Raw genomic sequence first — 23,845 nt, forward strand, 5'->3', positions numbered from 1 at the left:
CCAGGACCGGCCGTCCATTGCCCGAGTCTGTCTGGATCAGAATAGGACGATCAAGCGATATGTGCATATAGAGCACATAAAGCCAGGCTATGGACTATTCGCCCGACGGTGCCGGCAGGCTGACGCCGAGGGACACGGGGGTGCCGAAGTTCGGGGTGCCGTCGGCGTTCCAGGTGAACTTCTGCGCCCGGGTCGTACGGTTCATGTCGCAGCCTCCGCTCGTGGAGCTGTTGGCGTGGTAGACGATCCAGTCCTCGGTGCCGTCCGGAGACTTGAAGAAGCCGTTGTGGCCGGGGCCGTACACCCCGTTCGCGTTCGACCGCTGGAACACCGGGTTCGGCGACTTCGCCCAGGAGGACGAGTTCAGCGGGTCGCCGCCGTTGTACGTCAGCATGCCCAGCTTGTAGTCGGGTGTGGAGCAGTGGCTGGCCGAGTAGACGATGAACGTCTTCCCGTCGCGCTGGAGCACCTCGGCGCCCTCGTTCACCGCGCCGCCCACCGTCTCCCAGCTGTACGTCGGGGTCGACAGCACCCGGCGGGTACCGCTCGCGGTCCACGGGTTGGACAGCGGCCGGATGAACATGGGCTGGGAGCCGTTGTAGTACGTGCCGAGGAGATACAGGTTCCCGTTGAGTTGCAGGATGCCCGGGTCCAGCTCCCAGGTGTTGTCCTGGGCCGGGTCGAGCAGGTCGGCCTTGAAGCTGTAGGGGCCCATCGGGTCGAGCCCGGCGCTCTCCAGGACATGGATCCGCTGGGTGCCCAGGTCGTACGGCTCCCGTCCGGCCGTGTAGTAGAAGTACCACCGCTTCCCCGTAGGACCGTCGAGCAGATGGAACTCCGGCGCCCACATCGTGCCCGCCCCGTTGGGCCGGGTCAGATTGAAGATCACCTGGTCGGTGGCCGTGGCGAGCCCGGCCAGGGTGCTCGCCTTCCGCATCGTGACCGTCGAGTTCCACGTGGTGGTGGCGAGGTAGTAGAAGCCGTCGTAGTACGTCAGCCAGGGGTCGGGCCCGTGCTGCGAGAGCGGGTTGGTGAAGGTGTGCGGGGTGGTGCCGCCGCCGGTGAACCCGGGCAGCCGCCACACCCTGCCGTTCGCGGCGGCGCACGGCAGCTGCACCAGGTTGGTGTTCGAGGCCGACGAGCCCCCGCTCGGCGTGACGCACTTCCCGGAGCCGACGGAGACCAGGTTGAAGGTCTTGTCCGTCCCGGAGACCGTCACGGGGACGAGCCGCCACTGCTGGTTGGCCCCACCGTGACAGGGCCACTGGATCACCGCCGCGTTGTCCGCCGTCGACGCGCCGTAGACGTCGACGCACTGCCCGGACTGCGTGGTGACCGTGTACGTGTCGCTCGTCCCCGCGACCAGCGTGTAGCCGAAGCTCTGGTTGGCGCCCGAGGAGCAGGAGAACGCGCGCAGTTGAGCACCCGCGGTCGTCGAACTGCCGGGCAGGTCCAGGCAGTTGCCGCCGTTCTGGTTCACCCCCGGCGAGCTGAACGCGACGGCGGCGGACGCGGGCGGCGCCGTCAGGAGGGCGACCGGAGCGACGATCAGGGCGAGCAGCGCGGAGAGGCATCTGGACCGGGTCACGGGCTGTACACCTTCGCTTCGAGGAGGCCGACGGAGTTGGTGCCGTTGCCGGTGAGCAGCACCCGCAGCCGGGTGGTGCTCGTGGCGGTGAAGGTGACGGTGTTGTACTGGTTCCTCGCCAGCGGATAGCCACTCGCGCCGGGGACGTCGACGTAGGAACCGCCGTTCCAGTACTGCACCTTCCAGGAGGCCGGCATGTCGATGCCCTGGTCGTCGTCGAAGAAGTACACCTCGGCCCTGTCCAGGGTCTTCGCGGCCGGCCAGGTCAGTTCCGCCCACTGCTGTCCGGTCTCCGGCCAGGTGCCCCAGCGCGGGTTCGCGGTGTCGTTGGAGGACGACGGGTCGATGCCGTCGTTGACGGCGGTGACGCTCTCCCAGGGAGAGGTGTACGACGCCGAAGGGGTCGCGGTGTTCGCCTGGTTGGCGGGTGGCTGGACCCCGCCCCGGTTGAAGACCTTCACCTCGGTCAGGCCCGTCTTCGCCCCGGAGGCGTTGGTGGCCAGTACACGTACCCGCTGGGCGGTGACCGCCGGGAACCTCACCAGGTTGTAGTTGGCGCGCGGCACCGCCGGACTCTTCGTCTGGCTCGGCATGTCCACCCATGAACTGCCGTTGTGGTACTGGATGGTGTACGCGGACGGCGCCCGGTACGTCGCGCTCGCCGGGCGGCTGTCCTTGAAGTACAGCCGGACCTCGTTGAGCTGGCGGGCGGTGCCGAAGTTCAGCTCGTACCAGTCCTGGGCGCCCGGGGAGCCGCCCGCGCCCCAGAACGGCTCGTTGGTCGGATAGCCGTCCACCGCGCCGGAGGCGGCGGCGTCGGAACCGGTGTGGGAGGCGGACACGGTCGCCCCGGCGGCGAGGTTGGTCAGGTCGGCGGTCAGGTCCACGCCGGCCTTGGCGAGCATGTCGGTCATCCGGGGGCTGTCCTGCACCACCTGGTTCGGCGCCCGGAGACCGGGGACGGCCGTGTGGTAGCCGACCGTGCCGCTCGTCGTCACCTCACCCGTGGCCGGGTCCCAGGTGAACGGCACCAGCGAGTTCACGGTCGCGGCCCGGCTGCCGTTGACGTAGATCGAGTAGCCCTCCGGCACGCCCGGATAGCGCACCACCCCGTCGGACGGATCGTCCCAGACGACCGACAGATCGGCGCCCCGGTAACGGAGGTTGTTGACCGTGAAGTGGCTCCAGCCGATGTCGATCGGGGACAGCTCGACCTTGGCGTCGTTGCGCGGACGCAGCCCGGCCACGTCCTCGATCACCGTCCAGTTGCTGCTGCCCAGGATGTTGTGGTGGATCCAGGAGCGGTAGGTGATCGCGCTGCCGTTCCAGTCCGCCCAGAACTCGTTCGCGTCGGGCCACTGGGTGTTGCCGCCGACGTACTGCGCCCATGTGTTCCAGTAGAGGAGCTTCTTGTAATCGGTCGCGCTCATCCAGGAGTTGGGGTAGTTGCGCAGCACCGAGGAGTAGAGCCGGAACTGGACCGTGGAGTTGATGGTCGAGAAGTTGTTGGAACCCGGCTCCCCGGCGTCGGCCGCCGCCTGCTTGTCGACCTGGTTCGCCGTGTAGAAGGGGAACACGGGGTACTGGGCCGGGTCGTCGTACAGCCGCAGAGCCTGCCTGTACGTCGCGGTGTCGGGGACCGCGCCGACCGAGAACGGGTAGTAGTTGTTGATCTCCTTCCAAGGCACCCATTCGTTGGTCGACTTGAGCCGGTGCTCGAACAACTGCCGGCTGGGATTCCACAGTACGTTGACGATCGCGTCCTTGATCTGGGTCGCGAGCGTGCGCATCTCGGTGGCCTTGGCGGTGTTGCCGGTCGCCTCGTAGGCCTGGGCGGCGGCGAGCGCGCCGCTGTACTGGTAGGCGGACTCGGCACGGTCCATGTTCCCGGGCTTCCAGTGGAAGGACACCGCGTCGGCGTCGTTGCCGGTCAGCGCGCCCCAGTCGTACTCGATCAGCTTGTTGTCGTCGTGGTCGTAGTAGGCGAGCTGGCCCTTCACATCGCCCTCGGCGTAGTGGGCCAGGTTTCCCGCGACGGCCGGCTGCCCGCCGTGGATCTGGTAACTGCGCCACGCCGCCTCGGCGATGTACTGCGTGTAGCTGTTGGACCAGTTCTCCGGGTCGCCCGGGTTGTCGAGGAACCGGCCGCCCTTGGAGACCTGCCCGGCGCTCAGCCAGTCCCCGTACGCGTAGGACGGGTCCCGCAGGTACTTCAGGTCGTCGATGTGCATCGGCTGGGTGAGCGCGATGGCGTTGTTGTAGCCGAGCACGCCCTCGGTCGACGTCGGGAACTGGAAGGTCTGCCCGGGGATGTCGGCGTCCAGGTTGTTGAAGCGCATCAGCCACCAGCGGTAGTAGACGTTCTTCTTGATCGCCGGTTCCGGTACGTCGATGTAGGGCACGTTCTTCGCCCACCACAGGTTGTAGGCCCGCACATGGGTGGCGAACGCGGTGGCGCTGGAGTACCCCGCGTAGGCGTTGTAGTCGGTGAGCGACTCCGGGATCTCGTCGGTGACGAAGCCCATCACCACCTTGGCGGTCACCGTGGCCCCGGCCGCGACCGTCACCGACCGGTTCAGCCCGCCGCCGGAGACGGCGAACCCGTCCCCCGTGAGCCGGGGGCGGATGGCGGTGAGGTTGTTGTAGGCGTTCACCTGACCCGTCAGCTCGCTGCCGGACCCCGTGGTGGCGTACGGCGAGGTGGCCCGCAGTTGCAGGGTCGTGGCGGCGCTGCCGTTGTTCCTGATCGACAGGTTGGTCACGGCGACGTTGTTGTCGGTGATGAACTTGGTCTGGGTGACCGCGACCGACCCGGCCGTGTGCACGCTCTTCCAGTAACTGGGCGCCTGCCAGCGCTGCGACACCTGCTCGGTGAAGGTGCCCGGCGTGATCGCGACCGTGTAGGCGTTGTTGTTGCTGATGCTCTCCCAGTAGGCGACCTGGCCGCCGAAACCGAGCACCGACGGGTTGTGGGTCTTCATGAAGAGCGCGCGTCCGCGGCTCATCAGCCAGGGCCCGGCCGGATCGTCACCGGCGCGGGCCAGCAGGCGGTCCATCCAGAAATCGGTTCCGGAACTCTCCGCGTCGTAGATGCTCCGCATCATGTCGCCCGGCGTGTAGGCGACCGGCGGGGCCGGGACAGCGGGCCCGCTGAACGTGGGGAACCCGATGGTCTGCGCGGCATGCGCCGACGGCGCGGCGAGCAGCGAGGCGAGCATCAGCACCAGGGCGACGAACAAGGCGTGCGGTCTTCTCATCGGAGGCTCCCTGAGTGGGGGTGACGAGAGGCACGGAAAGGGCACCTGAAAGGTTTTCGCAACGTAGGAGCGAGCTGACGCAGTGTCAAGACAGCTGGGCGAGAACGGTGTTCACTTCACGGAGCTCAGTCCGGGGCGGTGCTCACTTCAGGACAGCGGAGCCGTCGATCCCCTGATCACGACCCGGCAGCGCACGGTCTCCACCCCAGAGCGCCACGCCCCGGAGATCGCCGTGAACAACGCCTGCGCCGCCGCCCGGCCGACCTGCTCCAGGTTCATGTCGACGCTGGTCAGCGGCGGACGGGAGGCGTCGGTCAGTACGTGCCAGTTGTCGAAGCCCATCACCGACACGTCCTCCGGCACCCGGAGGCCGCGCTCCCGCAGCACCTCCATCACCCCGCGGGCGATCTGGTCGCTGCCGCACAACACCGCGTCGACCTCCGGATGCCGGTCGAGCAGCAGCGCGGTCGCCGCCCGGCCCCACCCCTCCGACCAGGCACCGAAGCGGGGTTCGCCGACCGGCGAGAGCCCGGCGTCCGCGAGCGCGGCGCGGGCCCCCGCCACCCGGTCGTGCGCCGCCGCGTACCCGGGGTCGCCGGTGATGTGCGCGATCCGGGTGCGTCCGCAGGCGAGCAGGTGCTCCACCGCGATCCGGCCGGCGTCCACACTGTCCGGGACGATCGACAGATCCTGCGGGTCGTCCGACGGCGCGTACGCGTACACCACCGGAACGGACAGCCCACGGCCCAGGGAGGGGCGCGGATCGGTCCTGCTGCCCACCACGATCAGGCCGTCGACCCGGCGCCCGAGCAGCGCACGCACATGGTGCTGCTCACGGATCGCGTCGCCGCGCGCGTCGCACAGGAACACCGCGACCTCGCCCGCGCCGAAGGCGTCCTCGGCGCCCATGAGGATCGGGATGCTGAACCGGCCCTCGAGGTCGCTGGTGAGCAGCCCCACCGTGCCGGTCTGGCCGGACAGCAGACCACGGGCCAGCTGGTTGGGCCGGAACGACAGCCGCTCGGCCGCCTCGATCACCCGCTGCCGGGTCTCGGCGCGTACCTGACTGCGGCCGTTGAGGGCCTTGGACGCGGTCGCGAGGGACACACCCGCGAGCCGGGCGACATCGCCCAGCGTGGCCGGATGCGAACGTGAGGGGCCGGTGGCCTGTGCCATGGGGGTACTCCTGTCGCGCGTCGCGTGCGTAAACGGTACGCGAGAAGTTTCGGCAAGCCGTCGGTTTCCGGTGCGAAAACCGTTTCGTGCACGGGGGATTGACGGGTTGTCAGCATGGTTCTAGCTTTCAGAAAACCTTTTCGGTTCATTTCTGTCGAGGGGGATCGTCATGGGGAGCACGACCGGACCACGTGGACGGCTGCACAGGCTCGTTACCGGCACCATCGCGCTCCTCGCCACCGCCGGCCTCGTCACGGCCTGCGGCTCGGGAGGCGGAGACGACACCCGCAGCGGCGGGGTGGCGGACGCCAAGGGCGTCGACGACGGCACCACGCTGACGATGTGGACCCGGGCCGCGACCCGCCCGCAGAGCGAGGCGCTGGTCAAGGCGTACAACGCGAGCCACAAGAACAAGGTCGAGCTGACCGTCGTCCCCACCGACGACTACCAGGCGAAGGTCGGCGCCGCCGCCGGATCCCGCGACCTGCCCGACCTCTTCGCCTCCGACGTGGTGTTCGTGCCGAACTACACCACCAGCCGGCTCTTCGCCGACCTCACCGACCGCATCGACGCGCTGCCCTTCGCCAAGGACCTGGCCCAGTCGCACATCAAGGCCGGCACCTACGACGGGAAGAAGTACGTCGTCCCGCACACCCTCGACCTGTCGGTGCTCTTCTACAACAAGGAGCTGTACCGCAAGGCGAAGCTCGACCCCGAGAAGCCGCCCACCACACTTGCCGAGTGGGACGAGCAGGCGCGGGCCGTGGACGCGCTCGGCGGAGACGTCAACGGCACCTTCTTCGGCGGCAACTGCGGCGGCTGCGGCGTCTTCACCTGGTGGCCGTCCATCTGGGCCGCGGGCGAGGAGGTCCTCGACAAGGACGGCACCGAGGCCAACCTGGCCTCCGCCACCGCCAGGAAGGTCTACGACACCTACCGCGGCTGGGTGCGCGACGACATCGTGGCCCCCGGCGCGAAGGACGAGACGGGCACGACGTGGACCGGCCTCTTCCCCAAGGGCACGGTCGGGGTGATGCCGATGCCGTCCACCACCCTGGGCCTGATGCCCAAGGACCTCGACCTCGGTGTCGCGCCCATCCCCGGGCCGGACGGCGGCAGTTCCACCTTCGTCGGCGGCGACGCCGTCGGTATCGCCGCCACCAGCAAGTCGGCCGACCAGGCCTGGAACTTCCTCGCCTGGTCACTGGGCGACGAGGCACAGGTCGACGTGGTCGCCGCGCACAAGGACGTGGTGGCCCGCACCGACCTCGCCGCCAACAAGTACTCCGCCGCCGACCCGCGCCTGGTCACCGTCAACAAACTGGTCGCGCGGGGCCGCACCCCGTACGCGCTGAAGTTCGGGCAGACCTTCAACGACCCCAACGGACCCTGGCTGTCCCTGATGCGCGACGCCGTGTTCGGCGACGGAACGTCCGTCGACAAGGACAACAAGGCGGTCTCCGCGTCCCTGGCCGACTGACGCGTCCTCGCCGACCGACGCGTCCTCGCGGACTGAGAGGAGAGCCATGTGGCACTCCCGTCGGCTCCAGGGGCTCGGCTACGCCGCCCCCACCGCCGTCTTCGTCACCGTCTTCTTCCTCCTCCCCCTGCTGCTCGTCGGCCGGATGTCCCTCAGCGACTGGCCGCTGCTCGCCGGCGACCAGGGCGGCAACGCCCCCGAGAACTACACCGACGTCACCGACGGCACCCTCTTCTGGCCCGCCGTCCGCTTCACCCTCCTCTACACCGTGGTCGTCACCGTCGTCCTCCTCGGCCTCGCCCTCCTCCTCGCCCTGCTCGTGCAGGAGTCCCGCCCCGGCGCCGGCTTCTTCCGCACGGTCTACTTCCTGCCCGGAGCCGTCGGCCTGGCCTCCGCCTCCCTCCTCTTCTGGGGCCTGTACAGCCCCACCACCGGCCCCCTCAGCAGCACCCTGGAGCGCCTCGGACTCGTCGACGAACCGGTGTCCTTCCTCGGCACCCCGACCGCCGCCCTGCTCTCCACGGTGTTCCTGGTCGTCTGGAAGTTCGCCGGCTTCTACATGCTGATCCTGCTCGTCGGCCTCCAGCGCATCCCCCACGAGGTGTACGAGGCGGCCCGTATGGACGGCGCGAGCCGCGGCCAGATCTTCCGCCGGATCACCCTGCCGCTGCTGCGCCCGTCGATCGCCCTGTCCCTGCTGCTCTGTGTGACCGGATCACTGCTCGCCTTCGACCAGTTCTTCGTCCTCACCAAGGGCGGACCCGACAACAGCACTGTCACGGTCGTGCAGTTGATCTACCGCGAGGCCTTCCAGCGTCTCGACCTCGGTACCGCGGCGGCCCTGTCGATCGTCGTCCTCGCCGCGCTGCTCCTGCTCAACGTCCTGCAGTTCCGCGGCCTGCGCCACGCCGACGAGTCATGACCCGCACACCGGGCAGAAGGGACACCACGGTGCTCACCCGCGCCCTCGGCCGGACCCCGCACTACGTCGTCGCCGGCGGCCTCGCCGTCATCTTCCTCTTCCCGCTGGTGTGGAACGCCTGGGCCTCGGTCAGCGCCCAGCCCGGCACCGCCCAGGAATCCGGCTACGGCCTCGGGAACTACCGCACACTCCTCGACTACGACGCCGGCCTGTGGCGCTACCTCCTCAACAGCACCCTCGTCTCCGCCCTCACCGTCGCGCTCACCCTCGGGGTGTCCCTGCTCGGCGGCTACGCCTTCGCCCGCTTCGAGTTCCCCGGCCGGAACCTGCTGTTCCTGCTGACGCTGGCCATTCTCATGGTCCCGTACGCCACTCTCCTCATCCCGCTCTACGTCCTCCTCGGCAACCTCCACCTGCAGAACTCGCTGCTCGGACTGAGCCTCGTCCTCGCCGTGTTCCAACTCCCGTTCGCCACCTTCATGATGAGGATCTCCTTCGAGGCGGTGCCGCGCGAACTCGAGGAGTCGGCGCTGGTCGACGGCTGCGGATCGGCGGGCGCGCTGCGCCGGGTCCTCCTTCCGGCGGTGCGCCCGGGCCTGATCACCGTGGGGCTGTTCGCCTTCCTCGCGGCCTGGAACGACTTCATCGCCCCCCTGATCCTCATCTCGGACAGCGCGAAGGCACCCCTGCCGCTGGCCGTCGCGAACCTGCGCCAGCAGAGCATGGGCGCCGTGGACTACGGCGCCACCGAGGCGGGCGTGGTGGTCCTCGCCGTGCCCTGCCTCCTGCTCTTCCTGCTCCTGCAACGGCACTACGTAAGGGGCTTCATGTCCGGTGCGCTGAAGGGATGATGCGGTGAAGCGGAACTCAGCGGGGGTACCCGTGCTGCCGGTGGCACCCACCCGCGGCCGGCTGCGGCCCCTCGGCCTCGGCGAGGTCAGGATCACCGGCGGCTTCTGGGCCCGGCGGCGCCACGTCAACGCGACCGCCACCCTCGACCACTGCCGCGACTGGATGGAACGCGTCGGCTGGACCGGCAACTTCCGGGCCGCCGTCGAGGGCCGGATCGACCGCGACCGGCGCGGCCGCGAGTTCGCCGACTCCGACGTCTACAAACTCCTCGAGGCCATGGCCTGGGAGAGCGGCCACAGCGTCGACACCTCCCTCGTCGAGACCATCGCCGCCGCCCAGGAACCCGACGGCTACCTCAACACCGCCTTCGGCCGCCCCGGCCAGCAGCCCCGCTACAGCGACCTCGAATGGGGCCACGAGCTGTACTGCTACGGCCACTTGATCCAGGCGGGCGTGGCCCAGCTCCGGGCCCGGGGCGACGGCGAGTTGGCGAAGATCGCCCGCCGGGCCGCCGACCACGTGTGCGCCGCCTTCGGCCCGAACGGCGACCAGGGCGTCTGCGGACACCCCGTGATCGAGACCGCCCTCGTCGAACTGGCCCGGGCGACCGGCGAGCAGAACTACCTCGACCAGGCAGCCCTGTTCATCGCCCGAAGGGGCCGAGGCAGCCTCGCCGACTCGGAGTTCGGCCGCGCCTACTACCAGGACGACCTGCCCGTCCGCGAGGCCGGCGTCCTGCGCGGACACGCCGTCCGCGCCCTCTACCTCGCGTCCGGCGCCGTCGACGTCGCCGTGGAGACCGGGGACGAGGACCTGCTCGCAGCCGTCGTACGGCAGTGGGAGGCCACCGTCGCCCGGCGCACCCATCTCACCGGCGGCATGGGTTCGCACCACCGCGACGAGTCCTTCGGCGACGACTTCGTCCTCCCGCCCGACCGCGCCTACGCGGAGACCTGCGCCGGAGTCGCCTCCGTGATGCTCAGCTGGCGCCTGCTCCTGGCCACCGGCGAACCGCGCTTCGCCGACCTGGCCGAACGCACCCTGTTCAACGTCGTCGCGACCTCCCCGTCCGAGGACGGCCGGGCCTTCTTCTACGCCAACACCCTGCATCGGCGCCGCCGCGGCACCCCACCGGCCACGGACGTGGACAGCCCACGCGCCGAATCCGGCCTGCGCGCCCCCTGGTTCGCCGTCTCCTGCTGCCCCACCAACGTGGCCCGCACCCTCGCCCAACTCCCCGCGTACCTGGCGACAGTCGACGACCACGGCCTCCAACTCCACCAGTACGCAGACGCGGAGATCTCCACCGACGGCCTCGCACTGAGCGTGCGCACCGACTACCCCCACGGCGGGAGCGTCACCGTACGCGTCGACCGCACCCCGGACCACCCGTGGACCCTCTCCCTGCGCGTCCCCGACTGGACGCGGGGCGACACCGCGTGGCTGACCGCCCCCGAAGGGCCCCGCCGTGCCGTCACCCCGGGCACGGCCACGGTCACCCGCGTCTTCCGGCCCGGCGACGAGATCCGGCTCGACCTGCCCGTACGGCCCCGCTGGACCGCGCCCGACCCGCGCATCGACGCCGTACGCGGCACCCTGGCGGTCCAGCGCGGTCCCCTGGTGTACTGCGCCGAGTCGGTGGACCTCCCGGACGGCCACGAGGTCGACGCGATCCGCGTGGACGCGTCCGCCGCACCGCAGGACGGACCTGGCCAGGCCGTGGTGGCCGTGGGGGAGGTGACCGCTCACGACGCACAGCCCGCCGAACCCTGGCCGTACCGTCCGCTCGACACCCCGACCCGTCCGCCGGCCGCCGAGCGCGCGGGGATCGTCCTGGTCCCGTACCACTCCTGGGCGAACCGCGGCCCCTCGACGATGCGGGTGTGGCTGCCGACCCACGGCCCACGGCCGGGAAGCACCGACGACCGATGATCGGAGTCCGAGCATGTCCCCACAACCCCCCACTCGCCGCCGCGTGTTGAAGCTCACCGCCGGGGCCGCGGTGGTCGGACCGTTCGCCGCGACGGCCACCGAGGCCCACGCCGCACCGAACCCGCCCAGCTGGCCGGTCCACCCCTTCCCCCTCGGCCAAGTCACCCTCGGCGACGGCGTGTTCCGCCGCAAGCGGGACCTGATGCTCGGCTACGCCCGCGCCTACCCGGCCGACCGCATCCTGGCCGTCTTCCGCGCCAACGCGGGCCTCGACACCCGGGGCGCCCGGCCGCCCGGCGGCTGGGAGACCGCCGACGGCAACCTGCGCGGCCACTACGCGGGCCACTTCCTCACCCTCGTGGCCCAGGCGTACGCCGACACCCGCGAGGCCGCCCTCAAGGCCAAGCTCGACCACCTCGTCGCCGAACTCGCCGCGTGCCAGCAGGCGTTCGCCGACCACGGCTCCCCGAAGCCCAGCCACCCCGGCTATCTGGCGGCCTACCCGGAGACCCAGTTCATCCTGCTGGAGAGCTACACCACCTACCCCACCATCTGGGCCCCGTACTACACCTGCCACAAGATCATGCGCGGGCTGCTCGACGCGCACACCCTGACCGGCAACGCCCAGGCCCTGACCGTCGCCTCGAAGATGGGCGACTGGGTGCACAGCAGGCTCGGCCACCTCCCGCGGGCACAGCTGGAGCGCATGTGGTCGATCTACATCGCCGGTGAGTACGGGGGGATGAACGAGGTCCTCGCGGACCTGTACGCCCTCACCGGCCGGGCCGAACACCTCGCCGCCGCCCGCTGTTTCGACAACACCGCACTGCTCGACGCCTGCGCCGAGAACCGCGACGTCCTCGACGGCCGCCACGCCAACCAGCACATCCCGCAGTTCACCGGCTACCTGCGGCTGTACGACCACACGGGCGACGAGGACTACGCCGCAGCGGCCCGCAACTTCTGGGGCATGGTCGTCGGCCCCCGGACGTACAGCCTGGGCGGTACCGGCCAGGGGGAGATGTTCCGGGCCCGGGGGGCCGTCGCGGCCACCCTGGGCGACAACAACGCGGAGACCTGCGCGACGTACAACATGCTGAAGCTGAGCAGACAGCTGTTCTTCCGGGAACCCGACGCCGTCCACATGGACTACTACGAGCGGGGCCTGACCAACCACATCCTGGCCTCCCGCCGGGACGCGGCGAGCACGGACAGCCCGGAGGTCACCTACTTCGTGGGCATGGGGCCGGGCGTCGTGCGCGAGTACGGCAACACCGGCACCTGCTGCGGCGGCACCGGCATGGAGAACCACACCAAGTACCAGGACTCGGTGTACTTCCGCTCCGCCGACGGCACGGCGCTGTACGTCAACCTGTACCTCGCCTCCACCCTGCGCTGGCCGGAGCGGGGCTTCGTCGTCGAGCAGACGAGCACCTTCCCGGCCGAGGGCGTCCGCACGCTCACCTTCCGCGAGGGCGAGGGCAGCCTCGACCTCAGACTGCGGATCCCGTCCTGGGCCACGGCAGGCGTGACCGTCACCGTCAACGGCGTCGCCCAACCCGGGGCGGCGGTCCCCGGCACCTACCTCACCCTGACCAGGTACTGGCGGCCCGGCGACCGCGTCGAACTCTCCATGCCCTACCGGCTGCGGATCGAGCGGGCCCTGGACGACCCCACCGTCCAGTCGCTGTTCCACGGCCCGGTGCTGCTGGTCGCACAGAGCCCGGCAACCGGTTACCGCCCGCTGTCCCTCTACAGGGACTTCACCCTGCGGGGCGATCTCGCGTCCGCCGTCAGACCCGAGGGCCGGCCGCAGTACTTCACCACCAACGGCCTCACCCTCGCGCCCTTCTTCGTCGCGGACACCACCCGCTACCACGCCTACTTCCGGCGGACCGAGCCCGTCGTGGTGTTCGGCACGGCCGACTCGGGCGTCCCCAACCGCGCCCGCGCCGACGGGCTGACCTTCCTCGACGTCCTCTGGGCCCGGGCGCCCTTCGCCACCCAGACCCAGTTCGTGACGGCGGTACGCACCCTCGCGGACGGCTGGCTGACGGAGGGCGGATTCACCCGGACCGAACGGGACGCGGTGGTCGCCGCCGCGGTCCGGGCGAATCTCAGAAACTGACCGACGGCGGGCTCATCGCCGTACGAGTCGGATCCGGTACAGCGTCGTCCGTGACCCGTCCTCGGCGGTCACGGCGACGACCGCGAAGTTCCGGCCGGAGGCGCGGGTCCGCTCGACCTCAACGGTCGCGTAGGGGTCGCGGGCCGTCGCCGTGACCGTGGCCCGGGCCGGATCGCGGGTCACCACGCGGTAGTCGGTCGTGCCGGGGTCGAAGGACGCGACCGGGACCCCGGCCACCTCGACCGACGCGGCGGCGGCGTCCGAGGAGACGCCCGGGGTCCTGGCGTACACCTCGATCTCGCTCATGGTGAGGTAGCCACCCGATCGCGCGGTCATGACGACGCGCACCCCGGTGACCGGTTCCGTCCCCTCGATCGGCACGTCCACCACGGGCGTGCCCTCGCTGCCGACCGCGATCTCCCCGCTCGCGTCGGCCCACACCCCGTCGGCGGCCCTGCGGACCTGCGCCCTGAGGCTCGCGGGGAAGGAGAGCCCGGACCCGTCGCGGTAGAAGTGCGCCACGACCCGGTTCAGGTCGCGGGCCGCCGGCAGGGTGAAGGTGACGGTGTCGGACGGGTTCTTGGTGTTCCCGGGTTTCCAGTTGGACCACGCTTTCTCCGCCGTGTCGCCGTTGCGCAGGCGCTCGGCGGAGTAACCGCTCTCCGTGAAGCTCGCCGCGACCGAGACACCGGCGTCGGGCGCGATGTTGGCCTCCGCCGGCTCGCTGACCTGGACACGTACGGTCGCGTCGACCGCGCTGCCGTCCACGACCCGCGCGGTGCCGTGCAGCGTCACGACGCCCGTCGTGTCGTACGCCCCCTCGGACGCCGGATCCCAGGTCACCGGAAGACCGGTCCGGCCGCCGTGCGCGCCCACGCCGACGACCGTTTCCGGGAGTTGCGGGGTGCCGCCGGCGTAGGTCTTGGCCCGGCCGGGCACGGTCGTGGCGATCGTGTCGACGGTGACGACCGCCCTCGCGGGGATCTCCCGGCCGAGCGGATCGGTCGCCCGGCCCGTGACCCGTACGGTCCCGGGTTTCCGCCAGCTGTGGTCCGACGGCGGGTCCCACACCACCGGCAGGGCGCCGCGGGCGCCGTCCCGGTACACCGGCGTCACGGTCGCCGGGAGCCTCGGCGGCCTCCCGGGTACGGTGAACACCTCGGCTGCCTCGGTGCGTTGCACGGTCTCGTCGATGACCGTCCAGCGCTGGTTCGCCGCCGAGGTCGGGGTGTACGTCGACACCTTGGCACCGTCCGCCGTGGACTGCCCGGTGACGTCGAGCAGCCGGCCCGTGGCCGCGTTCACGAAGGTCCAACTTCCGTCGCCGGTCGTCGACATGATCCACTGGGCGGCTTCGTCGGGAGCGCTGTCGGCCGGGTCCTCCAGGACTGCCTGGTTGTCGCGCACCGCGAGTCGCCTGCCGGTCGTGGCGCCGACGACCGCGTAGCGCTCGCGGTTGCCGGTGCCGGGCGTCAACTGCCGTACGGTCCACAGCTGTTCGGCGACGGACGGGTCGGTCGTACGGATCACGGCGCCGTCGGCCGATGGGGCGAGGGACTTGCCGCTCTGCGTGCCCTGGAGCCGGTAGACATGGCCGGGCCGCACCAGGGCGGCGTCCTTCGCCACGCCGCTGACGCCGTCGACCAGGAAGGTGGTGACGGACTTCGCGGGGACGGTGAGTGTGGCCGACCGGTCGGCGATCCGGACCGGGGCGCCCCGGACGAGGGCGCCGTCCGCGCTGGTCACGACCGGGGTGACGGTGGCGTGCGGGGCGATCCTGGCGAAGCGGGAGAGGTCGAGGCCGACGGAGCGCGCGGACGTGCCGCCGTTCACATGGACCACGGTCGCCCCCCGGCCGGAGGCAGGGACAGCGGCGACGCTGGAGGTGTCGTCGACCTTCACGAAGTGGTCGCCGGGGCGGATGTAGTGGGTGAAGTTGCGGATGGTGTGGAACTTGGAGTTGGTGCGGACCGGGCAGGTCTCCAGGGTGTCCGATGCCGTGCAGTTGAAGGGCACGTGGATGCTGCCCCAGTTCTTGCCCGCCGCCGCCTGCGGGATCGCGTCCTCGACCGGCTGCCAGAACACCCAGGCGGAGGGCTCCAGTTCGCGCATGTCGTCGACCATCCGGGTGGCGATGCCGAGCCCCGGTTCCATGCCGGTGAAGTCGGTGCCGGTGCCCCAGGTGCCCTCGACCTCGCTCATCCACAGCCTGTTGTCCGCGCCCTTGGCGATGTCCCGGGCGCTGGTACGCATGCCGGTGCCGTAGGTGTGCACGTTGAGCTGGTCGACGGCGGCGCGGGCGGCCGTTTCGTAGGCGTTCCAGTTCTGGGTGAAGATCGTGGGGTTGGTCTCGTCCATCGCCGAGACCTTCGCGTCGGTCGTCGCGCCCTCAAGTGCCTTGTCCAGGGCGAGGATCACCTTCTGCTGGAGGGCCGGACCCGCGTGCGCGCCCTCCTGACGGCCGCCCGTGGGCTGGCCGTCGGCGTCCAACTGGGTCCCCCAGTAGGTGGTGTTGGGCTCGTTGAGCGGGTCGACGGTGTCGAACTCGATGCCGTGCTCCCGCTCCAGGCGTTCGGTGACGCGCACGAGGTAGGCGGCGAAGTCGTCGACGCGGTCCGCGCGGATCTGGTCGGCGCCGGAGTCGAGGCCGCCGGAGACATAGCCGCTGACCGTCTGGAACCAGGGCGGCGAGTTGCTGAACGCCTCCCACGCCGTGACCTTGTCCTTGATCTGGTCCACCCACCAGCGCTGGCCCGCGTCGGCGTCCCAGTTCCAGTGGTCCGGGTCGTTCGGGTCCCACCAGTCCGTGTCCGTACGGGTGGTGCCCTCGGGGGCCTTCCAGAAGCCCTCCATGGTCGCGCCGGCCTTCATGTAGTCCGTGCGGACGTCGGGGGCGTTGCCGCCGCCGATGTTGTAGCGCGCGATGTTGAGGCGGAGCCCGTCGTCGCCGAACAGCAGGTCGGCCAGGCGTCTTCGGACGGGCTCCGGATAGCCGCCGGTGGCGTTGGCGAACCAGACCAGGCTCGTCCCCCAGCCCTCGAACTCCTGCTGCCGGTACGACGGGTCGACGCGCACCGTGACCCCGCTCGCCGCCGGGCCGTCGGCGACGGAGGCGACAGACGCGTCGGCGGCGGGGGCCGTGACCAGACCCGCGCCGAGCACCAGGGGGACGGCCGGGGCCAGTGCCCGGGTGAGACGAGGGCGATGTCGACGAGTGGACACGGAACCCCTTCCAAGACGGAGGTAATGAACACGTCAAGGTCATGGAAAGGGCTTTCCGTCCTCCTTCGCAAGAGGCAGAGCCTCCGCTACGGCTTGATGCCCACCCCCGTCCAGAGGCTGACCTCCGCGTCCGTGGCCTCCACGGCGCCGTCCGGACGCCAGCGGTGGCCGACGGTGACACCGGGGTCGAGCAGCTCCAGGCCGTCGAAGAAGCGGGCGACGTCCTCCCGCGAGCGGAACCGCACCGGCGTACCGGCGCCCGTGTAGATGTCGGTGACCTTCTGCCAGGTGTCCGGGTCGAAGTCGGGCGTGCAGTGGCTGAGCGCCAGCGCGCTGCCCGAGGGGAGCGCGGCCAGCAGCCGGCTCACGATGCCGTACGGGTCCTGGGCATCCGTCACGAAGTGCATCAGGGCGTTCAGGGAGAGCGCCACGGGCCGGTCCAGGTCGAGGACCTCGGCCAGCGCGGGCGCCGCCAGCAGGGCGTCCGGGGCGTTGACGTCCGCCTCGATGTAGGTGGTGCGGCCCTCGGGAGTGCTGTGCATCAGGCGCTCGGCGTACTTGAGGACGAGCGGGTCGTTGTCGGCGTACACCACCCGCGCCTCGGGGACCACGGACTGGGCGACCTGGTGGAGGTTGGGCTCCGTGGGGATGCCGGTGCCGATGTCCAGCCACTGCCGTATGCCGTGTTCCCGGGCGAGGACACGCGTGGCGCGGTGCATGAAGGCCCGGTTCTCCCGGGCGCACACGAATATGCCCGGGTAGGCCGCGGCGACGGTCTGGGCCGCCTTCTCGTCGGCCTCGAAGTGGTCCTTGCCGCCGAGGTAGTAGTCGTACATGCGGGCGGAGTGCGGCCTGCTGGTGTCGAGGTCGCGCGGAGCCTGCGAGCTGGTCATGCTGTGCCTTTCGCCTGGGACGTGGTGGAGGGGGGCGTGGGGGAGGTCACGAGTAGTGCTTGCGCATCCGTTCCAGCAGGGCTCTGCTGTCCGCGTCAGAGGTCAGCAGCGACATACGGTTGTGCGCCTCCAGATGGGCGGCGACGTCGGAGCGCTGGTCCAGGTACACACCGCCGGAGAGGAACTCGCTGTAGACGACGTCGGGCAGTTCCCGCTCCTCGAACCGGAAGTAGGTGAACGGCGCGCAGGCCCTGGTGTGCGCCCCGACGGCGGACGGCAGCACGTCGACGCTCACATGCGCCAGCTCCGAGACCTCCAGGAGCCGCTCGAGCTGCTCCCGCATCACCTCGGGGCCGCCCACCGCCCGGTGCAGCACGGCCTCCTCCAGCACCACCCACAGCGTGGGGCCGCCGGGCCGCTCCAGCAGGCTCTGGCGGCGCAGCCGCAGATCCACCCGCCGCAGCAGGCCCTCCTCGCCGTCGTGCGGGAAACCGCCGCGCAGGACGGCGCGGGCGTAGCGGGGGGTCTGGAGCAGCCCCGTGACGTACTGCGGCTCGTAGGTGCGCAGGGTCCTGGCGCCGTTCTCCAGGCTCACATAGGCGCTGAACCAGCCGGGCAGCACATCGCGGTACGTATGCCACCAGCCGGGCTGGTTGGCCCGCTCGGCGAGGGCGACGAACTCCTCGATCTCCTGCCGGCCGGCCCCGTAGGTCTCCAGCAGCTTCTCCACGTACAGCGGTTTGAGGGCGACCTCCGCCTTCTCCAGGCGGCGGATGGTCAGCGGCTTCACCCGCAGGGCCCGCGCCGCGTCCGCCAGCGAGGCACCCGCCTCCAGGCGGCGCTCCTGCAGCCGGCGGCCCAGGATCATGCGCAGCACCGTGGGCGCGCTGGTGCTGCCCGTACCCGAACGGCCTTCGCTCAACGCTCCGCCTCCTGAGGGAATGTCACCCACACGCCACCGACCGTTACTTGGAAATGCGGTCGGCCGGATTCCGGCTTGCTGAAATTATCAGGCAGTCGGTTGCAGCCTGAACTTCGGTGCGAGCATAGTGATGCATGTGAACCGCTTACTGCCGATCGTGAGCGTTCCCCCGGCAATCTCCGCCGCCATCAACGGAGTTGGAAACCATGGGCGAACACGGCGCAGGGCTCCTACGGCACACCCCCCGGCCGTGGCCCGACGCTCACCTTCCCCTGTCGTCGGCATGCCCACGCCCCCCACGGAAGGCGACCACCGTGTTCCCCGACACGACTTCCTCCCCCCAGTCCCTGGCCGCCTGGAGTCCCGGCCGCACGCACTGGCTCGAACTGCCCGCCCACCGCTCCAGCGTCTCGATCGCCCGCCGCTCGGTGAACGCCTGGCTCACCGCGTGGCGGCTGCCGGGCGAGCTGTGCGCGGACGCCGTCCTGCTCGTGTCCGAGCTGGCCACCAACGCCATCCGGCACACCCTCAGCCCCCGGGTCCTGTGCGGGGCCGGACTGCTCCCGGGCCGGGGGCTGCGCCTGGAGGTGCACGACCACGACCGCACGGAACCCCAGCTGTCCCGCCGTACGCCGGGCCCCGACGACGAGTGCGGACGCGGGCTGCTCCTGGTGGAGGAACTGGCCGACACCTGGGGTGTCGACCGCTCCTCCCTCACCGGCGGCAACGCGGTGTGGGTGACGCTCCTCGTGTGAATCATGTGAATCGTGTGAATTCGAGTGAGATCGCGTGAACCGGAAGGCCGCGAGCGGCGGTTCAGCAGGCGGCGGGCGTCAGTTCGGCCAGCAGCAGGGTGCGGTCGTCGGCGCCGGCCGCACCGGAGGACGAGTGCAGCAGACGTTCGCACAGGGCGGGCAGCGCGCTCAGGTCGTCGTCCGCCGCCTCGTCCAGGGCGCGGGCGAGGCGGGTGATCTCCTGGTCGATGTCGGCGTCGCGGGACTCGACCAGGCCGTCGCTGTACAGCGCGAGCAGGACCGGCTCGGTCAGGGTCAGCACGGTCGGCTCGTAGCTGCCCGCGCCGAGCCCGAGCGGCAGCCCGGAGCCGTTGAGCGCGACCGGAGAGGTCCGGCCGTCCGGACCGCGCAGCAGCGGGGGCGGATGGCCCGCGCCCACCAGGGTGCAGGTGCGCTGCCGGGCGTCCCACTCCGCGTACACGCAGGTCGCGAAGGACGCGCCCGGGGTGTCGCTGGCGAGCGCGTCGAGCCGCCGTATGAGGTCCGCCGGAGAGATGTCCAGGCCGGCCAGGGTGCGGACGGCGGTGCGGAGCTGGATCATCGCCACGGCGGACTCCGGACCGTGCCCCATCGCGTCCCCGACGATCAGGCTGACCCGGTCGCCCGGCCGGCGCAGCACGTCGTACCAGTCGCCGCCGACGACACTGCCCCTCCCGGCGGGCAGACAGCCGTGGGCGATCCGGCAGCCCTCGAACCGCTGCACCGGCCCCGGCGGCAGACCGTCCCGGATGGCCAGCGCGGTGCGCCGCTCTCGCTCGTAGCGGCGCGCGTTGTCCAGCGCTACGGCGGCCCGCGCCGCCAGCGACTCCACGGCCGCCACGTCAGCCGGCCGGAACGGCTCCCGGCCCGCCCCGCGCGTGCAGGTGACGAACCCGATCGGTACGTCCCGCAGCCGCACCGGCACGACGAGGAAGGAGGCCACCCGCAGCAGGTCGCCGAAGCGGGCCTCGCCGCTTCCCGAAGCCGTCAGCCGCTCCGCCATGTACGGGTCCACCGAGTCGAGCACCTGCGCGTGTCCGGCGACGAGGGCGCGGGCGTACGGCGTGTCGCGGGGGAAGGAGACCATCTCGCCGACCGGCAGCGTGCCCTCCCAGTCCTCCAGCGCGTCCTGGCCCATGACCCGCAGCGCCAGCCGGCGCACCTCGATCCGGGGCGGGTCGGCGGGGGTGTGCGCGTCCTCCTCGCGCCGCCAGCGTTCCAGCAGGTACACCGATGCGGCGTCGCAGAAGCCGGGGGTCAGCGCGTGCACGACATGGCTGCCGGTGAGCCGCAGATCGAGCTCCGAGCCGATGACGTCGGCCGCGGGGGAGAACGCCGACCGTCGTGGGGAGGACAGCGGGTCGGGTGTGTCGGTGGTGCGGCCGCGCGGGTCGTTCCGCAGGGTCTTGCCTTTCCGGTGGGGGGACTGCCCGCGCGACAGAGACAACAGACAACGGATCGCCGCGCGTTAGTCCGCAACTATATGATGACGCGTCAAGTCATACGGGATGGACGGCAGTTGCGGTGTGTCGCAACGCGCGTCCACCACTCGTTCCGTGACAACCGTCCGCCGCTCAGTTTTTTTCGCTCCACACCCGGTAGGCGGCCACGGCGGTCGGCAGGGTGGGGAAGATCAGCTGCTCGCCGACCGACTCCGTCAGGCCGTAGGTGTCGAGGTCGTGCCGCAGGTCCTGCTTCACCCGGGCCAGCGCGAACACCACCTCGCGCCGGGCGAGCTCGCGGCGCAGCTCGTCGACCGCGTCCAGCGCGGTGATGTCGACCTCCACATTGGCCTCGGCGTTGAGGACGAACCACCGTACCGGGGCGTCCTGTTCGTCGACCGCGGCCAGCGCCCGCCGGCGGAAGTCCTCCGCGTTGGCGAAGAACAGCGGGGAGTCGTAGCGGTACACCACCAGCCCCGGGACCGTCCGCGCCTGCGGATAGTCGTCGACGTCGTGCATGCCGGCCAGACCGGGCACCAGCCCCTCTACCGCGTCGTGCGGGCGGGCCACCCGGGTGAGCAGCTCGGCCACCGACAGGCCGACGGCGACCAGCACGCCGTAGAGGATGTCCAGGGCCAGCACACCGGCCAGACAGCCGAGCGCCAGCAGCAGTTCGCGGCGGCGGAAGGAGGCGAGCCGGCGGAAGCCCGCCAGGTCGATCATGCGCAGGGCGGCGTACACGACGAGCGCGCCCAGGACCGCCGTCGGGGTGTGCGTGAGCAGCGGACCGAGGAAGAGCAGTACGGCGAGCACCACCGCGCCCGCGACCAGCGAGTACGCCTGACTGCGGGCGCCCGCCGAGGAGGCGAGGGCGGTACGGCTGGCGCTGCTGCTGACCGGGAAGCCGTGCAGTACGCCCGCGCCGAGGTTGGCCGCGCCCAGGGCGAGGAACTCCTGGTCGGCCTCCAGACCCGGGCCGTCGTCGTCGGGGGCGTCGAAGGCCCGCGCGGTGAGGACGAAGTCGGTGTAGGCGACCAGGAGGACACCCACCGCGGGCAGCACCAGCTGCGGGAAGTCGGACAGGTCCGGCAGGGCCAGGGAGGGCAGCCCCGAGGGGATCTCGCCGACCACCTTGAGGTCGTGGCGGTCGTCCAGGCCGAAGACGGCCACCACGGCGGTGGCGAGGACCACGGCGACCAGCGGTCCGGGCACCGCGCGCAGCCACCGCCCCAGGGCGAGGAGCAGCGCGAGGGCGAAAACGGAGAACAGGAGGGTGGCGGGATGGATGTCGGGCAAGTTCCCCAGGAAGGACCACAGTTGGGGGAAGAACCCGGAGCCCGAGGTGTCCACCCCGGTCAGCTTGGGCAGCTGATCCACCATCATGATCAGTGCCACGCCCGTCAGATAACCGATCAGGACGGGACGCGACAGCAGATCCGCGACGAAGCCGAGGCGCAGCGCCCGGGCCGCCAGACACAGCAGGCCCACCGTCACGGCCAGGGCCGCGGCGAGGGTGGCGTACCGGCCCGGGTCACCGGCGGCGAGCGGGCCGACCACGGTGGCCGTCATCAGCGCGGTCGTGGACTCCGGGCCCACCGACAGCAGCCGGGAGGAACCGAACAGGGCGTAGAGGCCGAGCGCGGGCAGGATCGCCCACAGCCCGGCCACCGGCGGCAGCCCCGCCACACCCGCGTACGCCATCACCTGCGGTACGAGATACGCGGCCACCGTCACACCGGCGAGCAGGTCCCCGCGCAGCCAGCCGCGCCGGTACCCGGCGAGCACGGTGAGCCCGGGCAGCGACCGCAGCCGCCGTGGGTCGAGCGCCATGGACCTCCTCACGGCGCTCGGCTACGGCGCCGCACTTCGCCGCGAGGTCAGGCCCAGCAGCCGTTCACCGTCGCGGCGAGGCCGTCCATCGCGTCCTTGATGTCGTTCGGATTGGCCGTGGAGTTGTTCTCGATGAAGGAGAACACCTTCCACTTGCCGTCCTTGCCCTGCGTCAGGCCGCTGAGCGCGATGGCCCCGGTGAGGGTACCGGTCTTCGCGTGCACCTTGCCCACGGCGCACTTGGAGTTCGCGTCGTCGAACCGGCCCCACTCCGGGCCGAGCGTGCTGCCGGCCTCGCCGGAGACGGGCAGACCGTCGAGGATGGAGCCGAGGGTGCTCGCGTAGCGGGGCTGGGTCAGCAGTTCCAGGATCTCCGCGAGCGTCGCCGCCGGGATGCGGTCGGCGCGGGACAGGCCGCTGCCGTCGTACATCTCGAAGTTGGCGAGGGACACGCCGTAGCGCGTGCTCAGCACCTGGCGCACAACCTCGGTGCCGCCGTCGAAGGTGGCCGGGCGGCCCGCGCCGAGGGCGGTCATCCGCAGCAGGGTCTCGGCGATGTTGTTGTCGCTCGTCTTGAGCATCGTGTGCACGATGTCCGACAGCGGCGCCGAGGTGTGCCGGGCCACGGGTACGTCGGTGCGGCTCGCCGTGGCGCGGGTGACGTCGCCGGCGACCGTGATGCCGTCCGTGAGGAGCTGCTTGGCGAAGACCTGCCCGGCGTCCAGGGAGGTGTCGTCCACCAGGTGCCCGTCGACGACGAGGGCGCGCACGGGGGAGACGGAATCCGGGTAGTAGCCGGTGTTCCAGCCGTTCGCCAGGGTCGGCTCGGGGAACAGGCTGTCGTCCACGGCGACCTTCACCGAGGTCAGCCCGGCCGCCTTGAGCCCGGCGACCGCGGTCTTCGCCAGCTCGGCCAGGTCGGCGGTGGTGAGCGTGCGGTCGCCGCCGCCGATCAGGGTGAGCGTGCCGTGTCCGTACACGACCTTGGTGGTGAACCGGTGGTCCGGGCCGAGGACGGTGAGGGCGGCGGTCGAGGTGGCGAGCTTGACGTTGGAGGCGGGCATCAGCGCGGTGGCGGCGTTGTGGCCCCACAGGGTGGCGTCCGACTCGGCGTCGAGCACCACACCGCTCACGTCGGAGCCCAGCCGCTGGTCCAGGACACGGGTTTCGAGGTTGGTGACCATCTGCTGGTCGTCCGCGTCGAGTCCGGTGGCCTGATCGGCGGTGGTGTCCTTGGCCGTCGTGCCGATGCCCTTGTCGGCGGCGAAGGCCGACGGGCCGGTGAGGGCGACCGACACGACGGGCACGGCCATGGCGAGCACCATCGCCCGCCGCATTCCGTTCCCGCCCTGCTTGGCCCTGCGGTGCCGGCGCCGGCCGCCCGGTACGAAGGAGGCGGCGGGAGTTTCTTCGTTTATGTCGTTCATG

15 protein-coding genes are annotated in these 23,845 nt (G+C 70.9%); 6 read left to right on the top strand and 9 right to left on the bottom strand.

The window, feature by feature from the left end; translation table 11 throughout:
• Positions 1–94: 94 nt before the first annotated feature.
• The 3 genes from ACFPIH_RS24590 to ACFPIH_RS24600 form a co-directional block, all read right to left on the bottom strand.
• The gene (locus ACFPIH_RS24590) at positions 95–1,588 is read right to left on the bottom strand and encodes a family 43 glycosylhydrolase (protein ID WP_381168776.1); all 1,494 of its coding nucleotides are present in this window, start codon (positions 1,586–1,588) and stop codon (positions 95–97) included.
• On the bottom strand, positions 1,585–4,845 hold the full coding sequence (locus ACFPIH_RS24595; RefSeq protein ID WP_381168774.1) for a discoidin domain-containing protein: 3,261 nt from the start codon (positions 4,843–4,845) through the stop codon (positions 1,585–1,587). Before ACFPIH_RS24595 ends, ACFPIH_RS24590 begins: the two co-directional genes overlap by 4 nt.
• Positions 4,846–4,992: 147 nt before the next feature.
• The gene (locus tag ACFPIH_RS24600) at positions 4,993–6,021 is read right to left on the bottom strand and encodes a LacI family DNA-binding transcriptional regulator (protein WP_381168772.1); all 1,029 of its coding nucleotides are present in this window, start codon (positions 6,019–6,021) and stop codon (positions 4,993–4,995) included.
• 169 nt (positions 6,022–6,190) lie between these two features.
• Between ACFPIH_RS24600 and ACFPIH_RS24605 the strand changes: the two genes are divergently transcribed.
• From ACFPIH_RS24605 to ACFPIH_RS24625, 5 genes are read left to right on the top strand one after another with little or no spacing between them, the layout of a single operon-like run.
• Positions 6,191–7,501, top strand: coding sequence for an ABC transporter substrate-binding protein (locus ACFPIH_RS24605; protein WP_381168770.1), 1,311 nt, complete (start codon positions 6,191–6,193; stop codon positions 7,499–7,501).
• Positions 7,502–7,547: 46 nt separating this feature from the next.
• Positions 7,548–8,423, top strand: coding sequence for a carbohydrate ABC transporter permease (locus ACFPIH_RS24610; RefSeq protein WP_381168768.1), 876 nt, complete (start codon positions 7,548–7,550; stop codon positions 8,421–8,423).
• A gap of 29 nt (positions 8,424–8,452) precedes the next feature.
• A complete protein-coding gene (locus tag ACFPIH_RS24615; RefSeq protein ID WP_381169202.1) occupies positions 8,453–9,274 on the top strand; it encodes a carbohydrate ABC transporter permease in 822 nt (273 codons plus the stop codon).
• A 4-nt stretch (positions 9,275–9,278) separates the two neighbouring features.
• Entirely contained in the window at positions 9,279–11,207 is a 1,929-nt protein-coding gene (locus tag ACFPIH_RS24620) for a glycoside hydrolase family 127 protein (protein WP_381168766.1), read from the top strand.
• Between the two features lie 13 nt (positions 11,208–11,220).
• Complete coding sequence (locus ACFPIH_RS24625) at positions 11,221–13,335, top strand: glycoside hydrolase family 127 protein (protein WP_381168764.1); 2,115 nt, start codon at positions 11,221–11,223, stop codon at positions 13,333–13,335.
• A gap of 12 nt (positions 13,336–13,347) precedes the next feature.
• Here ACFPIH_RS24625 and ACFPIH_RS24630 read toward each other — a convergent pair whose 3' ends face one another.
• The 3 genes from ACFPIH_RS24630 to ACFPIH_RS24640 all read right to left on the bottom strand — a co-directional run bounded on the left by ACFPIH_RS24630 (position 13,348) and on the right by ACFPIH_RS24640 (position 18,372).
• Positions 13,348–16,557, bottom strand: a complete 3,210-nt coding sequence (locus tag ACFPIH_RS24630) for a glycoside hydrolase (protein ID WP_381168762.1) — start codon at positions 16,555–16,557, stop codon at positions 13,348–13,350.
• A gap of 86 nt (positions 16,558–16,643) precedes the next feature.
• Entirely contained in the window at positions 16,644–17,450 is an 807-nt protein-coding gene (locus ACFPIH_RS24635) for an SAM-dependent methyltransferase (RefSeq protein ID WP_381168760.1), read from the bottom strand.
• Between the two features lie 46 nt (positions 17,451–17,496).
• Positions 17,497–18,372 carry a helix-turn-helix domain-containing protein gene (locus ACFPIH_RS24640; protein ID WP_381168758.1) on the bottom strand — a complete coding sequence of 292 codons (876 nt, stop codon included), beginning with the start codon at positions 18,370–18,372 and terminating at the stop codon, positions 17,497–17,499.
• Between the two features lie 314 nt (positions 18,373–18,686).
• Here ACFPIH_RS24640 and ACFPIH_RS24645 point away from each other — a divergent pair, with 314 nt between their 5' ends.
• Complete coding sequence (locus ACFPIH_RS24645) at positions 18,687–19,127, top strand: ATP-binding protein (protein WP_381168756.1); 441 nt, start codon at positions 18,687–18,689, stop codon at positions 19,125–19,127.
• A gap of 61 nt (positions 19,128–19,188) precedes the next feature.
• Here the strand turns inward: ACFPIH_RS24645 and ACFPIH_RS24650 are convergent, their stop codons facing one another.
• The 3 genes from ACFPIH_RS24650 to dacB form a co-directional block, all read right to left on the bottom strand.
• Positions 19,189–20,592, bottom strand: coding sequence for a PP2C family protein-serine/threonine phosphatase (locus ACFPIH_RS24650; RefSeq protein WP_381168754.1), 1,404 nt, complete (start codon positions 20,590–20,592; stop codon positions 19,189–19,191).
• A 127-nt stretch (positions 20,593–20,719) separates the two neighbouring features.
• Positions 20,720–22,417 carry a SulP family inorganic anion transporter gene (locus ACFPIH_RS24655; RefSeq protein ID WP_381168752.1) on the bottom strand — a complete coding sequence of 566 codons (1,698 nt, stop codon included), beginning with the start codon at positions 22,415–22,417 and terminating at the stop codon, positions 20,720–20,722.
• Positions 22,418–22,464: 47 nt separating this feature from the next.
• A complete protein-coding gene (dacB, locus tag ACFPIH_RS24660; RefSeq protein WP_381168750.1) occupies positions 22,465–23,844 on the bottom strand; it encodes a D-alanyl-D-alanine carboxypeptidase/D-alanyl-D-alanine endopeptidase in 1,380 nt (459 codons plus the stop codon).
• Between the last annotated feature and the right edge of the window lies 1 nt (position 23,845).

Source organism: Streptomyces vulcanius (assembly GCF_042653945.1).
Lineage (GTDB): Bacteria > Actinomycetota > Actinomycetes > Streptomycetales > Streptomycetaceae > Streptomyces > Streptomyces mangrovi.

Coding starts and splice junctions, on each gene's coding strand:
- ACFPIH_RS24595 (WP_381168774.1), bottom strand. CDS start 4,845: ATGAGAAGACCGCACGCCTTGTTCGTCGCCCTGGTGCTGATGCTCGCC.
- ACFPIH_RS24600 (WP_381168772.1), bottom strand. CDS start 6,021: ATGGCACAGGCCACCGGCCCCTCACGTTCGCATCCGGCCACGCTGGGC.
- ACFPIH_RS24605 (WP_381168770.1), top strand. CDS start 6,191: ATGGGGAGCACGACCGGACCACGTGGACGGCTGCACAGGCTCGTTACC.
- ACFPIH_RS24610 (WP_381168768.1), top strand. CDS start 7,548: ATGTGGCACTCCCGTCGGCTCCAGGGGCTCGGCTACGCCGCCCCCACC.
- ACFPIH_RS24625 (WP_381168764.1), top strand. CDS start 11,221: ATGTCCCCACAACCCCCCACTCGCCGCCGCGTGTTGAAGCTCACCGCC.
- ACFPIH_RS24635 (WP_381168760.1), bottom strand. CDS start 17,450: ATGACCAGCTCGCAGGCTCCGCGCGACCTCGACACCAGCAGGCCGCAC.
- ACFPIH_RS24655 (WP_381168752.1), bottom strand. CDS start 22,417: ATGGCGCTCGACCCACGGCGGCTGCGGTCGCTGCCCGGGCTCACCGTG.
- dacB (WP_381168750.1), bottom strand. CDS start 23,844: ATGAACGACATAAACGAAGAAACTCCCGCCGCCTCCTTCGTACCGGGC.